Below are 15,353 nucleotides of genomic sequence, written 5' to 3'. Positions count from 1 at the left end.
TTATTTTGAAAATATTACTTCCTTCAATATATTACCCATTTATTGGCGGAATTTCAATCCATGTTGAAAATTTAATAAAAAATTTAAACAAAATTGACGATTTTGAATTTCATATTTTAAACTATAATTTTGAAGAAAATCTTGAAAATTCTTTTGAAAACGTTACAGTCCACAAAGTTCCGTATTTTTCAAGATTAAGGGGCCCAAGCTATATTTTAAATGGATATAAAATTGGGAAAAAAATAATTAAAGACGAAAAAATAGATTTAATCCACAGCCACTATGCAGCACCACAGGGTTTTTTAGGGGCGCGTTTAGGAAAAAAATGCAATATTCCAACAGTTTTAACCCTTCACGGGAGTGATGTATTGAATCTCTCAAAAAGTACCTTTGGAAAATACTTTTTTGACTACGCAGTTAACAATTCCGAAAAAATAATATGCGTTAGCGAATTTTTAAAAAACAATTTAAAATCAAATTTTAAAATTGATTCGAACGTAATGTATAACGGGTTTGACGAAGAATTGTTTAATTCCTCTGATAACGATTTCAATTACGGGTTATTCGTCGGCTCACTTGTTGAACAGAAAGGAATCTTTTATTTTTTAGAAAGCATTAAAAATATCAACTTTAAATTTAAAATTATTGGTAATGGTCCGTTATATAATAAAATATTGGATTTTATAAAATTAAACGATATTAAAAACGTTGAATTACTCGGACAAAAATCACAATCTGAAGTTTCAGAGTATTTAAAAAACTGCAGCTTTTTAGTACTCCCTTCAATTTCAGAAGGCCTCGGTATGACGATTATAGAAGCGTTTGCATGTAAAAAAGCAGTTATCGGAACTGATGTCGGCGGAATTCCTGAACTAATTAAGGATGGAATAAATGGATATATTGTTAATCCAAAAGATACAAAAGTTCTCGAAGATAAAATAAACATACTTGTTAAGGATAAAAATTTAAGAAAATCTCTTGGAGAAGAAGGTTTGAATACTTCAAAAAACTTTTCGTGGGGATTCTCTTCAAAAAAAACTTATGAAATATACAATTCATTATTGAATGGATAATTGCTCGTGAAAATATGATTCCGGTTTTTTTAGACTTGAGCGGATTTAATGTATTAATTTTTGGATTTGGAAGTGTTGGGAAAAGAAGATTCGAAAAATTCCTTGATGGTAATGCAAAAATTACCGTTTATTCTAAAAGTATTGATAAAAAGGATATTTCAAAATATGAAAACGTGAAATTTTTTGAATCCGATGTAACTAATTTAAGTGATGAAGAACTATATTCAATAATAAAAAATCACGATATTATAATAACCGCGATCGACGACGAAAACAATAAAAGGATTGTTTCGATTGCAAAAAGTTTAACAAAACTTATAAACTCTTCAACTTTTGAAAAAGAATCTAATTTAATAGTTCCTGCATGTTGCAGCGTTGATGGTGTTTCATTTGCAGTATATACTGGAGGAAAAAGTCCGATTGTTGCAAGAGAAATTCGAAAAAACGTTGAAGAATATTTAAAAAATTCTGAATTTGAAATTTGTTTTCAAAATAAACTCCGTGATTTTTTGAAAAATAAAATTGACAGCCAAAACGAGAGAAAAAAAGTTCTTGAAAAAGTATTTGACGATGAAAACTTCCAAAATGAACTTTTAAAACTTATTGAAAAACATAGGTGAATCTATGTTATTAATTAAAGCAGATTACAAAAAATACCCTGTACCAGTCCTTGAAAAGATGCGAATTGACGAGGATGAATTTTATAATAAATACGACGCTTGTGTTGTAGTCCAGACTTGCAACAGGATTGAAGCATATTTTGACACGGAAATAAATTCTGATATAGATTGTATTTTAAACGATTTTTCTGGCTTTGACGTTTTAAAAGGGAAAAATGCAACGCTTCATTTCTTAAAAGTATCCTGTGGAATGGATTCGATGATACTTGGGGAAAACCAGATTTTGGGCCAGATAAAAACAAGTTTTCAAAAAGCGCGCGAACTTAAAAAAACGAGTCGGTATTTAGACAGTCTTTTTTTAAAAGCAATACATGTTGGACAGCGTGCAAGAACTGAAACCAAAATTAACGAAGGTGGAGTTTCAGTTGGAAGTGCAGCGGTCGAACTTGCAGAAAAAAACTTCGGGCTTACAAACAAAAATGTTTTGCTGATAGGTGCAGGGGAAATTGGAACATTGGTTGCAAAAGCACTTGCAGAAAAACATATAAAAGCTGTTATTGTTGCAAACAGAACTTATGAACGAGCAGAAACACTTGCTGAAGAATTAAACGGAATGGCAGTTCATTTTGACAAATTAAAAGAAGCAATTAACTTCAGCGACGTTATAATCTGCGCTACTTCTTCACCACACTACATCTTGGAAAAAGAAGACCTTGCTGACGTTGGAAACAAAATTATAATAGATATAGCAAACCCGAGAGATGTTGACGATGCGGTAAGGGATTTTGAAAACATAACCCTATACACCATTGATGATTTAAGAAATATATCTGATAAAAATCTGCAGAGAAGAGTTGAAGAAGTTCCCGCTGTTGAAAAAATTATTAAAGAAGAATACGATGTTTTGGTAAAGCAAGTTGAAAAACTTAATATTGAAGAAGTTTTAAAGGATTTTAACAAATATATCGAAGAAATACGAATAAAAGAGCTTGAAAAAGCAATCAAACTTTCTAAATCCAAAAATCCTGAAGAAATCATGGAAAATTTCTCAAAAGCTTTTGCAAAAAAAATAACTCATGACTTTGTATCCTACTCATTGAATACTTCAAAAGAAGACCTGATGAACTCGGCGTGGTGGAAAAATGGAAAATAACGTTAATATTGAAGAAATCGTTGAAAAACTGATTAGAAAAGAAATAAAAGTTTACCAGCTTGATTCAGAATTTGGAGAAAGAAATGCAGTTACTGCAAGACGAAAATACCTTGAAAAACTATCAAACGTTGAAACAAGGCATATTCAGCAATATACACTTGATGAAAAACTTGCGATGCAGAAAAACATTGAAAACATGATTGGTGCAATCCAAATTCCACTCGGATTTGCTGGCCCAATTTCAATTAATGGAAAGTATGCACAAGGTGAGTTTAACGTGCCTTTTGCAACTACAGAAGGTGCCCTCGTTGCGTCTATTAACAGGGGTTGCAGTATTATCACAAAATGTGGTGGTGCAACTGTACGCGTGATCGACGACAAGATGACCCGTGCACCAATAATCAAAACGAACTCTATAGTTGATGCTTTGAAATTAAAAGAGTGGATATTAGATAACTTCGCAAAGATAAAAGAAGTTGCAGAATCTACAACAAGACACGGTAAGTTAATTCAGATAAGTCCAATTTTGATAGTTGGAAGAAACGTGTACCCAAGATTTACATTTAAAACTGGGGATGCGATGGGAATGAACATGGTGACAATCGCAACCGAAAAAGCATGTTCATTTATCGAATCTGAACTTAAAAAAGAAGGAATAATTGTAGATACTGTTGCACTGAGCGGTAACGTGTGTACTGATAAAAAACCTGCTGCAATAAACTTGATTGAAGGAAGGGGAAAAAGTGTTGTTGCAGAAGTATTTTTAAAAGAAGAATACGTTGAAAAATATTTAAAAACCACTTCAAAAGCAATTGAACAGGTAAACACTTACAAAAATTTGATTGGTTCGGCAATAAGTGGGTCCTTAGGTTTTAACGCGCAGTATGCAAATATTGTCGGTGCACTGTTCTTAGCAACTGGACAGGACGAAGCACACATTGTTGAAGGCAGCATGGGAATTACGACTGCAGAATGTACTGGAGATGGACTTTATTTCTCAGTTACACTTCCAGATTTACCTGTTGCAACAATCGGCGGTGGAACGAGAGTTGAAACACAGAAAGAATGCCTCGAAATAATTGGATGCGCAGGTGCTGAAAAAGCAGTCAAATTTGCAGAAATTGCAGGAGCTGTTGTTTTAGCGGGCGAATTATCACTTATTGGTGCTCTTGCTGCAGGACATCTTGCAAAAGCGCATTCTGAACTTGGAAGATAATTTTTCAGTTTTAAAAACTTTTTTTAAATTTTTAAAGAATAAATCTTTTCGCGAATTAAAAAACATTTAAATCATTTATTTTATATACCAATTTTACGATAATATATGTTAATTACATGTGAAAAGTGGAACTATGGAATCGTTTTTGACAGAAATTCAGATAAACGTACTAAACCTCCGGAAAAGAGGCCATACACAAGATGAGATTGCCAGTATTATGGGGACAAGCAGGGCAAACATCAGTATGATTGAGAAAAGAGCTCGCGAAAATATTGAAAAGGCGCGAAATACGCTGAGTATCTATAACGATATAATCGCACCGTCCAAGATTAAGATAGATAAGGGTATCGATGTATTTGATATTCCAAAAATTATTTTTTCTAAGTCTGACCAGGAAGAAATACATGTAAAATACTCTTCCCTTCAAATTATGGAATTTATAAATCAAAACGCTCAAAGATACATCAGAAACAGGATGGTAGTAGAGCCATTTGTTGTAACAATACTTCAAAACGGGGACATATTCGTTCATGATTACGAAGAAAGCGAAAAAAACGAGCAAATACCTGAAAAAGAGATATAATGAAGATCATCCAAGAGATACCTGAAAAAAATATAATAAAACTAATTCCTGAAAATTTAGATGATTTATGGCACTTGTCAAACATAATACAGCCATTTAATGCAGTTTACGCAGTAACTGAACGAAGAACCGAAGATAAAGGGGACAAGTTACGTGCTGATAGGGGCACGAAGAGAAAAGTTTTTTTGGGGATAAAAGCTGAAAAAATTAATTTTCACGAAGATTTTAACAGGCTTAGGATCAGTGGACAAATTATTCACGCTCCAGATGACATCCCACTTGGTTCATACCATACAATTGACATTGAACCGCTTTTGCAAGTTTCCATTCAAAAAAACTGGAAAAAATGGGATATTGACAGGCTAAAAGATGCGGAAGACTCTTCTAAAAAGCCAAAAGTAGTTGTCGTTATTATGGATGATAGCGAAGCAGATATTTATTTAATCCGTGAATTTGGAATTAAAGAACTTGCAAGTATTAAATCAGGTGTTTCTAAAAAATTAGACTACAAACAGAATGAACAGGCAAAATTTAGCTACTATTCTGATATTATCAATTCAATTTCAGAATATGAAGGAAAAATACTATTTGCGGGCCCCGGATTTGGAAAAAACAATATCCAAAATTACATATCTGAAAAACATAAAAGTCTGGCTCCAAACGTGGTCGTGGAATCTGCAAACCATACTGGAAAATCAGGGCTTTCTGAAATTTTAAAATCTGGAATTATTGATAAAATTTACGGCGAAGCAAGAATCAGCAAAGAAACACAAATTATAGAAAAATTACTTGAAGAAATTTCTAAAAAAGGTCTTGCTGCATACGGAATCGAAAGTGTGAACAATGCAATGAACTACTCTGCAATTGAAACTCTTTTATTAACTGATGAATATTTAAGAAGAAACAGACGAAATATCGAAGAATTAATAAACAGTGTTGAAAATATCAATGGAAATATACTTATAATTTCAACAGAGCACGATGCAGGAAAACAGTTGAAAGCACTTGGTGGAATTTCAGCATTATTAAGGTTTCCAATAGAATAGGTGATATTTTGAGCGATACTAAATGGGAAATAGGAATTGCGGTGGCCTTGGTTGCACTATCTACTCTTCTATATTATATCCACTTTTTAATATTCCATGATTTACACCATATCTCGATATATCTCTTGGGAGATATCGCATTTACCCCGATTGAAGTTCTCATTGTAACGTTGATTCTTCACAGGTTGCTTGAACACAGAGACAAAAAACAAACTCTTGAAAAATTAAATATGGTTATAGGCTCGTTCTTTTCGAGTGTTGGAGAAGAACTTTTAACTTATTTTTCTGATAATGACCCAAATTTAGAAGAAATTCGAAAAAATTTAATAGTAACTAACAACTGGGACGACAGTGAATTTAAAAACGCCCATAAAATTCTTAAAAACTATAAATACGGTGTAAAAATAACACCTGATAATATTAAGGAATTAAAAGAGTTTTTAAACAGTCAGTCACAGTTTATACTTAGATTAATGGAAAATCCTGCATTATTAGAGCATGAAAAATTTACAGGACTCTTAAGGGCAATTTCGCACCTTTCTGAAGAACTCATGAAAAGAAAGGATATTGATAACCTGCCGCAGTCAGATATCGAGCATCTTTCAGGAGATATTGTAAGAGTTTATGAAAAACTTGTATCAGAATGGTTGGATTACATGATGTATCTAAAAAATAACTATCCGTATTTATTTTCCCTTGCAATGCGGTCAAATCCTTTCGATCTGACATCAGAAATAATCGTAAAATAGGACTAATTAAGTTATTAATCTATTAAAATAAAAAAATCAAAAAGAATTAGAATTCAACGTCTTTTCTTTCCATTTTCTTGATTGAAAGTGATTTTACAGAGTCTAATGATGATTCGCCTTCAACTGAAACGTATCCGTTGATTACAGTTCTATCGAAGAATCCTTTACCCCATTTGTTTCTTACCAACACTGTGGAGTATCCATCAGGAGTTCCGACGTTTCCAACTGAAATATCTGAAGAAATTCCCGTAAAGTCTCTACAAACTTTACAGCCTTTTCTTACCATTTCATCGAGTTCGTCGATTTTTAAACTAATGACATTACCGTGTATGGTTGAAACTATGAGTTTTCCCTTGTCAATTTCCATCTTTTTAACGTCCCAAGGGTTTATTTCCAATTCTTTTATTTTGTTAAGCATTTTGTCATAGTCAAACGTTTCAAAACAGAATAAGGATACTTTCAACCTTATTGCTTCTTTGAAAGGTTCAACTAAATCGTTGTTTGTTGCCATCATGTGGTAAACTGCATTGATAACACATGGAGTTCCAACCACTGCAATTTTGTTTAATTTTTTTACCATTACCGCTTCTTTTAAAACTTCGAGTATTGGCACGTTCCAGTTGTACCTGCTTCCTGCAGTTTTTAAAACGTCTTCTTTTGATGTTGCAAGGTATGATTTTGGATTCATGGTCCATTTATCTTCCATCATCACAATTGCGCCATCAATTAAGCCTTCATCGAAAGCATTTGCTAAAATTGCAGTTACAACACCACCACTTTGAATATTTTTGGTTTCGAGTGTTGATTTTGCTTTATAATTTTCAATAACTCTTCCAGGCACTTTTTCTAAGTTGAATACGTGTCTTTCTTTTGTTCTTGGACATACGCTGTAGCAAGCACCGCAATTTACATCATAAAGGGTTACCTTACAGAATTCTGCTGAAATTGGGGTTTCTCCATCTTCAGTTGGCACAATTATACATGCGCATTCGTCACAGTCGAATTGCACAGGGCTTTGCTGTTTAAAGTATATGTTTTCAGTAGGGCATACAGAAACGCACGCACCGCAACCAGAGCACGTTTCTTTATCCCATACTTCTTCTTTTAAGTTCAAGTATGACTTCATAATTTCCACCTAAATCTCTTAAAGTATTTTAATTATCTCAAATCAGGTGTGTACAATTTCTGGAATGGCCTGCTTGAAATTGGAGCGATTTTAGTATATTTTGAATTGATAAGTTTTTCTTTGATTTTGTCAGAATATCCAAATTCTGCACAAAATTCTTCGATGTAGGGTTTAATTTTTTCAACATCTTCTTCTGTGAATTCCTTGATGTCTGCTGCAATTCCAAGTTGGGAACTTTCAACAATTCCCCGAATGTAAATTACACCACCGTGAATTCCTGTTGCAATCATCCTTCCTTCGATATTTTCGGTATCTTCTTGGTCCATGTTGAAATTTAAAATAATTCCTCCAGCCATGTATTCCCCAAGGAAGTCTTTTGCAGCTCCACCGATAACTAAAACAGGGAATTTGTATTTGTATTCTTTCATGTGGATTCCGCTTCTGTATCCAACATTTCCCTGAACGTAAACTTTTCCGCCCCTCATCGAGTGGCCGGTTACATCCCCACTGCTTCCGTGAATTACGACAAATCCTTCATCCATTGTATTTCCGGGAGCGTGGTCAGCATTTCCATTTACAACTACTTTAGGGCCTTTCATAAACATTCCAAGGTCCCCACCAGGAATTCCATTTACAATTATTATTAAATTATTTCTCGAAATCCCATTTCCGATAAATCTCTGGCCTAAAACATTTTCAAGCACTAATTTTTCCAAGTCTTTGTTTTCGTCCAAGACTTCGTGGATTTTCTCGTTTAATTCCCTGTAGTCCATGTCCCTGGCGTCAATTTTAAGTTCTTTCATTCTTTCACCTAGACTGGCCATTACATTCCTGCCTGTTTTATTCCTAATGTATTTAATTCGATCTCACTGAGCCCTACGCCCCTTAACCTGTCTCTGTTTCCTCTGAGACTTTCTATGGAGTTAATTCCTGCAGCTCCGAGTAATTCTTGAATTTCGTGAGTCCATGCGTGTATTAAATTAGCGACTCTTTTTGCAGCGTCATCTATTTCCAATCTTTTTACGAGTTCAGGTTTTTGCGTTGCGATACCCCAAGCACACTGCCCTGAGTAGCACCTACCACATACAGTACAGCCCATTGCAACCATTGCAGCAGTTCCAATGTATACTGCATCAGCACCAAGTGCAATTGACTTGAATACATCTGCGGAGTTTCTAATACCTCCACTTGCAATGATACTTATTTTGTGCCTGTTTCCTTGTTCTCTAAGCCTGTCATCGACTGCTGAAATTGCAACTTCAATTGGAATACCAACGTTATCTCTGAATACTTTAGGTGCAGCACCTGTTCCACCTTTGAATCCATCGATAACTACTGCATCTGCATCTGATGTTGCAATACCGTTTGCAATTGCTGCTACATTGTGTACTGCTGAAATTTTAACAAATACTGGCATTTTCCATCTTGTAGCTTCTTTCAAACTTCTAATAAGCTGTGCAAGGTCTTCAATTGAGTAAATGTCGTGGTGAGGCGCTGGTGAAATTGCATCAGACCCTTGAGGAATCATTCTTGTCATTGAAACTTCTGCTGACACTTTTTCTCCAGGTAAGTGCCCTCCGATTCCAGGTTTTGCACCTTGGCCGATTTTAATCTCAATTGCAGCTCCTTTGTTTAAATATTCACTGTTTACACCAAATCTACCACTTGCAACTTGCGTGATGATGTTGTCTGAATATCCATACAAATCCCTGTGAAGTCCACCTTCACCGGTTCCCATGAACGTTCCACATTCTTTTACCGCTTTTGCCATTGCTTTGTGGGAGTTTAATGAAAGTGCACCATATGACATGTGTCCTATCATTATTGGAGTATCTAACTTAAGATTTGGAGCAATTTTCGTCTTTAATTTTGCTTTTTTGACTTTTTTACCGTCGATTTCTTCTTCAACATAGTCAAATTCTAATTTTTCTGGCTTTTTACCAACGTAGGTTCTAAGTTCCATTGGTTCTCTTAATGGGTCTATTGAAGGGTTCGTTACCTGACATGCATCAAGAACTATTTTATCGAAGTATATGGGGTACTCTTTTGCATTACCCATACCGCTTAATAGAATACATCCTGATTTCGCCTGTGTTACAACATCCTGTTTTACTTCAGGTGTCCATACTGGGTGATTCCTACCGCATGATTGATTTAATGTAACTGTAATAGCATCTCTTGGACACATTGAAACACATCTTAAACATGCCCCACATCTGTTAGGGTAAGTTAAAATTTTATTTCCCTGTCTTCTGTAAACGCCCCATGAACATTCAGTAGTACATCGTTCACAAAGCATACATCTTTCTGGATCCACGAAAACTTTGTATTTTGGCGGAACTGTTGAAGGTATCATCTTTTCTCACCTAATTATTAACTTAAATTAAATTTTTTTCTCCAATTTTGCAATAACCATTCTTCCTGCGTCTGGCATCCATACTCGATCCAATTCAGGGCATATTTTCCTAATTGCTGATTCTTCACTTGATACAAATAACAAGTCATCTTTTTCAGCTGCAACTAATGGTCTTAATTTAATTCTGTCTGTCAAACCAACCATTGTATTTCCTTCTTCGACTTCGCCGTTCATGAACACCATTCCTTCTTGTGTTCCGACAACAATTCCGAAAGGACCGTTCATTGTCGCACCGCCATAAGTCATACGGATTGCTTCGTGTATTTTTTTATCTTCTTTTGACATACTCTCGATTTCATCCCAGAATCTTGGAGCTAATGCACTCATTGCATATTCTACAGGGATTTTGTGTTTTCGAATGAGTAAATCGAAGAGATATGCAACAACTTCTGTGTCAGTTAAAAGTTTACATTTGTATCCGAAACTTTCAACATATCTTTTGTTTGCACCGTAGCTTGTAATTTCTCCGTTGTGAACTACAGACCATCCTAACAGGTTGAATGGGTGCGCGCCTCCCCACCATCCTTTCGTGTTTGTAGGGTATCTTGCATGTGAAAGCCACTGGAAACCTCTGTACTGGTCAATTTTAAAGTATTCTGCAACCTCTAATGGCCATGCAGCAGCTTTAAATACACCCATATTTTTACCACTTGAAAATACAAATGCTCCGTCTATTTTATCGTTGATATCCATTACGATATCCACCATCGTGTCTTCTTCAACTGCACTGTATTTTTCATCAAACCTGTAGAAAAATCTCCACGAAACCTGTTCTTTTTTGATAATTCCTTCTTCAACAGGTATAGGTTCGTCTTTTAAGATGTATCCGTATTTTACAAGAACTTCTTCGACTTCGTGTCTAATTTTGTCGTAATCTTTGGTCGCGTCTAAAAAAACATGTATTGCATAGTCATCCTTATAATCAGGGTAGATTCCATATCCTACGTATCCGGAACCCTCACCATTTCCTCGTTCCTTTAAACAATTCAAGGCTGTAGCAATCCTGTCTCCACTGATAAGTCTTCCGGTTCTACTCATAAATCCGATAATTCCGCACATGATAAGCCTCCAAGTTTAGGTTATCCTATTATGAAAAAAGTCATTTATATACATTATTGAATATAACGGCGTTAAAATACCTTGAATAATTATTTTTTATAGAATAACCTGAATAATTATTCGATTTTTTTAAAAAATATAAGAAATTATTTTTTAATATCTACAACACCAGTTCTGAATAAATGTTCTATACTAACGCCATCTATTTCATCAAGTCCGCTTTTATCCATGACTACGACTACTTTTTTAGGGTTAGCTATCCCTTTTAGATATTTTATTGTTTCTTTTACGGCATTTCCTGACGTCATTACATCATCAACAATTACAACGTCCTTTCCAACAATGCTCGACATGTTTTGTCCGATAAATCCGGTTGTTTTCTCTTTTTCTGTGTGTACGTGTTTTTTTGGAACGTATATCGAGAAATTTTTGTCAAGCTCATCTGAAATCAATGTTGCAAGTGGAACTCCTCCCGAAGAAATTCCAACAACACCATCGAATTCAACATCTGAAAGCATATCACAGATTATTTTTGAAATATTCCTAAGCCTTCTTGATGAAGCTCTAACGTTGTCCCATTCTAAAAATATATCCAACTTCTCAGAATCTTCTTTTGGACTTTCTTCGGCCTTTAAAAGTTCTTCACCATTCAGTGTAAGATATAATGCCGTTTTAACAGAGATATTTAGTTCTTCTGCAATATCTCCGCTTGGAAAACCCATATCTCTCAATTTTAAAGCCTTAAGTATGAGTTCTTTTTTCATGATATCACCATATTACCAGATAATAATCTTTTATATTATTTTTATATTTCGATAGATATTGATAAATAATATACTTTTTTCAGTTTAAGAAAGCATTTTTTTAGAGATAAATTTATAAAATGCCGTTTTAGAATATAACACACTATTCAGTTTAAACCTAATATGAATTTAGATGGTACTATGAACAAAAATGAGATATCTAATTTAAAAATGCAAGGTTTTATACTTCAAAACGATGGAAAACATTTTGCACTGCGAATAAAAACCGATGCAGGATGCATGGATTCAGAAAAAATTGACAAATTGTCTGAAATATCAAAAAAATACGGGAGAAACTACGTTAGTTTTACAGTCCGACTTTGTATAGAAATACCCTGGATAAACTACGATGATATTCCAAAAATAAAAGAGGAATTAGAAACATCGGGACTGATTTCAGGCGGAACTGGAAACACCGTAAGGCCGCTTGTTGCGTGTAAGGGAACAGTGTGCTCGTATGGGCTTATAGACAGCCAGAAAATTTGTAACGAACTTGATTCGTTATTCTTTGGAAAAAAATTGCCACATAAATTTAAAATTGGAATATCCGGATGCCCAAATAACTGTGCAAAGGCTCAGTTAAACGACGTAGGAATTATGGGACAGAGAATTCCAAAAATAAATGAAGAAAGCTGTAATGGCTGCACCCTGTGCTTAAAATCTTGCAGTGTCGATGCAATTACAATCGTTGATAAAAAAGCAGTTATCGATTATGAAAAGTGTATTAACTGCGGAAAATGCGGAGAATCCTGTAAAAGAAAATGCATTTCATTAAAAGATGGAGTATTAATTTCTGTTGGTGGGAAATTCGGTAAAAAATATAAAATCGGCGAAAACATCGGAATATACGATGCTACAAATCTTGAAAAAATAATCTGTGAAATTATAGATTATTTCAAGGAAAATGCAGATTCTCATGAAAGATTTGGTGATACCATCGATAGAATTGGAATTAGTTCGTTAAAAGAAAAATTAAAAGATTATTTAATTTAATTGCCAAAAGAATATTATAACATTCCCATCCATTTGTGAATTTGCGGAGTGCACATTACATCTACGTATCTTCCGCAAATTGCCATCAATTCAAATATCTTCTTCTTTGACGTTGTTGCTTTTATCCGTTCAGTTGGAGAAACCGGCTGAATGCAGAGCGTTATATTTCCAATTTTTGATAAATCCCTTGCAATTCTTTCAATTAATTCTTCGGAAGTTTCTTCGAACACGACAATTTTTGCGTAAACATCAGTTCCTGCTAAATATAGTCTTTCGATTGTTTCAAGTTCCTTTTTATATAAATCATACCAAAAGTCGTCATCTTTATTTTCAAAGTGTTCTGGCAACTTTATATCGATTGAAGCGTAATCGTAACTATCCAATCTTTCTGGAAACATTCCATTACTCTCTAAAAATGTTTTGTAGCCTTTATGCTTTAAAATTTCTGAATACTGCTTTATTTTATTTGAATACAACAGGGGCTCTCCACCGGTAAACGAAACTGCAAAAAGATCAGGTGTTCTCAATTTTTCGATAATTTCAATAAGTTCATTTTCAAGTTCCAAATATTCCGTAAAATCGCCTGATCCTGAAACTTCTTCAACCCTTGCAGTTCCCCCCGGAGCGTTTGGCTCATCACAATATATGCAGTCAAGAGGGCACTCTTTAAATCTCACAAAGATGAATCTTTTGCCAATAAACTTCCCTTCACCCATAATTGAGGAAAATACTTCTCTAATCATTTAACCACCGATAAACCGTTTTTAAAATTTAAAACGTAGCTATTGTTAAGTTCTCAAATAATGAACTCAGATACTTATATATACTATCAAAAGCAGTGTAATATTGCATCAATAAGAGATGTATATAATACTAGGTGAATAAATATGGCTTTCGGTAAACCCGCAATGAAAAATGTTCCTGTAGAAGCAGGAAAAGAATACGAAGTATCAATTGAAGACATGGGTAAAGGTGGAGACGGAATCGCTAGAATCGATGGATTCGTTGTTTTCGTACCTAACGCAGAAAAAGGTAGCGTTATCAAAGTTAAAGTTACCGCTGTAAAAGAAAAATTCGCTTTTGCAGAAAGAGTATAAGTGTTTCTCGTCTTCCCTTAATACCTGTGGGCCTTTATCGGAAACCCCAGTAATTAAGCAGTGATAAAGATGATCGAATCACTAATTCGATTCTTTTATTTTTTTATAAGTCTAGTAATATACTGGATTAACTTAATTCGTGCATTCAATTTAGAACTTATTGAAAAACGTACCCTTGACCTTATTTTTGTTTTCAACTTATCAGTGCTTTTCTTTTCGATATATTTCATGGCGGATATAAATTATGTTTTTGGACTTTCTGTCTACACAGCTTCTTTTTTGAGCGTTTTACTGATTAAAAATCAGGGCTTTTTTGAAAAATTTACAAAACTTCTAAGAATGGACCTTTCGTTTGCTAATCCGATTCATAAAATTTCACTTTCTCTTTCAACATACATTTTGTTAAATCCAGTGATTGCTTTTGCATCGGGAACAGGTCTTATAATCACTCTTTCTGACTTTTTAGAAATACTCGATCTTGCCGCATTTCAGCTCATAATTTTAGTTTATGCATTTGTTGGAATTGGATTTGGAACGAGGAAAAACTTAAAACAGTCTATCAACCGGCTTGATATAAAAATTCCCTCCTTAAAATACGCAATTTTTGGAGTAATCCTTCTTTTCATGGTTGATAACTTTATCTGGGGACTTTTTGACTTTTTTACATATATTTTCCAGTCGATGGACCCAGTAATTTCAGAACAGATTGCAGAACAGGCAGTTGTTGAAAGTTCAAACGTTAACGAAGTTGTAAGTACAATAAAAACTTCTGCGTCTACACCGCTAAAAATAGTATTTCTGTCGATAATAGTTGGAATAAGTGAAGAATTGATGTTTAGAGGAGCACTACAACCGCGATTTGGAAATATTTATACAAGTTTCCTTTTTGCAAGCCTTCACGCCCAATATTTATCGTCCATGGTACTTTTGGATGTATTTATTATAAGCTACATCCTTGGAATGATAAAAGAGAGGAAATCAACATCCACTACAATTCTAATCCATATTTTATACGATATCGTGTCTTTAATCTTTTGATTTTGACCTTAAACAGTTGTAAAACCACGGTTCTTCGTAAGATTCATAATTTTTTACATAAGGGCAGTCTTTTGGAAGTGCAGAAACCATTATCGCTTCGAGCATTGAAAGACACTTTTTCTCTTTTTTAAACCGGTTTTTATAAATTTTACAGCGTTTTGTTTCTGTATCGAGGTGGTTGCAGTATACAACTTCAGGTTCACCGCATTCAGTTGAATTAAAAACGTGGATTATACAGCACCTTCCACACTGCTCACAGATGTCGTCAGGAAACATTTCCGAACTTAATTTTATTATTTTTTCTTTTTCGTACTTTATAGTACCTTTTGATGTAAAAATATTCATAATATCACGTGAAAATTTAAAAATGATTTTAAAATG

General features: G+C 34.3%; 17 protein-coding genes. 10 read left to right on the top strand and 7 right to left on the bottom strand.

Annotation, left to right across the window (positions count from 1 at the left end; all coding sequences use genetic code 11):
- Positions 1-5: 5 nt before the first annotated feature.
- The 7 genes from ACS5L2_RS08860 (at position 6) to ACS5L2_RS08830 (ending at position 6,440) form a co-directional block, all read left to right on the top strand.
- Complete coding sequence (locus ACS5L2_RS08860; RefSeq protein ID WP_459201630.1) at positions 6-1,073, top strand: glycosyltransferase family 4 protein; 1,068 nt, start codon at positions 6-8, stop codon at positions 1,071-1,073.
- Positions 1,074-1,087: 14 nt separating this feature from the next.
- Entirely contained in the window at positions 1,088-1,693 is a 606-nt protein-coding gene (locus ACS5L2_RS08855; RefSeq protein WP_459201629.1) for a precorrin-2 dehydrogenase/sirohydrochlorin ferrochelatase family protein, read from the top strand.
- Positions 1,694-1,697: 4 nt separating this feature from the next.
- Entirely contained in the window at positions 1,698-2,846 is a 1,149-nt protein-coding gene (gene hemA, locus ACS5L2_RS08850) for a glutamyl-tRNA reductase (protein WP_459201628.1), read from the top strand.
- Positions 2,836-4,062, top strand: a complete 1,227-nt coding sequence (hmgA, locus tag ACS5L2_RS08845) for a hydroxymethylglutaryl-CoA reductase (NADPH) (protein ID WP_459201627.1) — start codon at positions 2,836-2,838, stop codon at positions 4,060-4,062. Before hemA ends, hmgA begins: the two co-directional genes overlap by 11 nt.
- Before the next feature lie 133 nt (positions 4,063-4,195).
- Positions 4,196-4,645, top strand: coding sequence for a Tfx family DNA-binding protein (locus ACS5L2_RS08840; RefSeq protein WP_459201626.1), 450 nt, complete (start codon positions 4,196-4,198; stop codon positions 4,643-4,645).
- Entirely contained in the window at positions 4,645-5,691 is a 1,047-nt protein-coding gene (locus ACS5L2_RS08835; RefSeq protein ID WP_459201625.1) for an mRNA surveillance protein pelota, read from the top strand. Before ACS5L2_RS08840 ends, ACS5L2_RS08835 begins: the two co-directional genes overlap by 1 nt.
- An 8-nt stretch (positions 5,692-5,699) precedes the next feature.
- The gene (locus ACS5L2_RS08830) at positions 5,700-6,440 is read left to right on the top strand and encodes a hypothetical protein (protein ID WP_459201624.1); all 741 of its coding nucleotides are present in this window, start codon (positions 5,700-5,702) and stop codon (positions 6,438-6,440) included.
- A gap of 46 nt (positions 6,441-6,486) precedes the next feature.
- On the opposite strand, the gene ACS5L2_RS08825 is transcribed toward ACS5L2_RS08830, so the two are convergent.
- The 5 genes from ACS5L2_RS08825 to ACS5L2_RS08805 all read right to left on the bottom strand — a co-directional run bounded on the left by ACS5L2_RS08825 (position 6,487) and on the right by ACS5L2_RS08805 (position 11,805).
- Entirely contained in the window at positions 6,487-7,566 is a 1,080-nt protein-coding gene (locus ACS5L2_RS08825; RefSeq protein ID WP_459201623.1) for a Coenzyme F420 hydrogenase/dehydrogenase, beta subunit C-terminal domain, read from the bottom strand.
- A gap of 32 nt (positions 7,567-7,598) precedes the next feature.
- Complete coding sequence (locus ACS5L2_RS08820) at positions 7,599-8,369, bottom strand: GltB/FmdC/FwdC-like GXGXG domain-containing protein (protein ID WP_459201622.1); 771 nt, start codon at positions 8,367-8,369, stop codon at positions 7,599-7,601.
- Positions 8,370-8,389: 20 nt separating this feature from the next.
- Complete coding sequence (locus ACS5L2_RS08815) at positions 8,390-9,922, bottom strand: glutamate synthase-related protein (protein ID WP_459201621.1); 1,533 nt, start codon at positions 9,920-9,922, stop codon at positions 8,390-8,392.
- Positions 9,923-9,949: 27 nt separating this feature from the next.
- Positions 9,950-11,041, bottom strand: coding sequence for a class II glutamine amidotransferase (locus tag ACS5L2_RS08810; protein ID WP_459201620.1), 1,092 nt, complete (start codon positions 11,039-11,041; stop codon positions 9,950-9,952).
- Positions 11,042-11,187: 146 nt separating this feature from the next.
- A complete protein-coding gene (locus ACS5L2_RS08805; RefSeq protein ID WP_459201619.1) occupies positions 11,188-11,805 on the bottom strand; it encodes an orotate phosphoribosyltransferase-like protein in 618 nt (205 codons plus the stop codon).
- Positions 11,806-11,985: 180 nt separating this feature from the next.
- On the opposite strand from ACS5L2_RS08805, the gene ACS5L2_RS08800 reads away from it, so the two are divergent.
- Positions 11,986-12,837, top strand: a complete 852-nt coding sequence (locus ACS5L2_RS08800; RefSeq protein WP_459201618.1) for a 4Fe-4S binding protein — start codon at positions 11,986-11,988, stop codon at positions 12,835-12,837.
- Positions 12,838-12,851: 14 nt separating this feature from the next.
- Here the strand turns inward: ACS5L2_RS08800 and ACS5L2_RS08795 are convergent, their stop codons facing one another.
- Entirely contained in the window at positions 12,852-13,580 is a 729-nt protein-coding gene (locus ACS5L2_RS08795; RefSeq protein ID WP_459201617.1) for a 7-carboxy-7-deazaguanine synthase QueE, read from the bottom strand.
- A gap of 144 nt (positions 13,581-13,724) precedes the next feature.
- Here ACS5L2_RS08795 and ACS5L2_RS08790 point away from each other — a divergent pair, with 144 nt between their 5' ends.
- Both ACS5L2_RS08790 and ACS5L2_RS08785 read left to right on the top strand, forming a co-directional pair.
- Positions 13,725-13,934 (top strand): TRAM domain-containing protein, encoded by a 210-nt coding sequence (locus tag ACS5L2_RS08790; RefSeq protein WP_011869345.1) that lies wholly within the window; start codon positions 13,725-13,727, stop codon positions 13,932-13,934.
- 69 nt (positions 13,935-14,003) lie between these two features.
- A complete protein-coding gene (locus ACS5L2_RS08785) occupies positions 14,004-14,972 on the top strand; it encodes a CPBP family intramembrane glutamic endopeptidase (RefSeq protein ID WP_459201616.1) in 969 nt (322 codons plus the stop codon).
- Here the strand turns inward: ACS5L2_RS08785 and ACS5L2_RS08780 are convergent.
- A complete protein-coding gene (locus ACS5L2_RS08780; protein ID WP_459201615.1) occupies positions 14,961-15,317 on the bottom strand; it encodes a CxxCxxCC domain-containing protein in 357 nt (118 codons plus the stop codon). The two genes, ACS5L2_RS08785 and ACS5L2_RS08780, sit on opposite strands and share 12 nt — an antisense overlap.
- Positions 15,318-15,353 lie beyond the last annotated feature (36 nt).

The sequence above is a fragment of the Methanococcus mangrovi genome, from assembly GCF_054506835.1.
The sequence above is the reverse complement of the archived record's forward strand: the minus strand, read 5'-3'. Positions and strand labels throughout refer to the sequence as shown.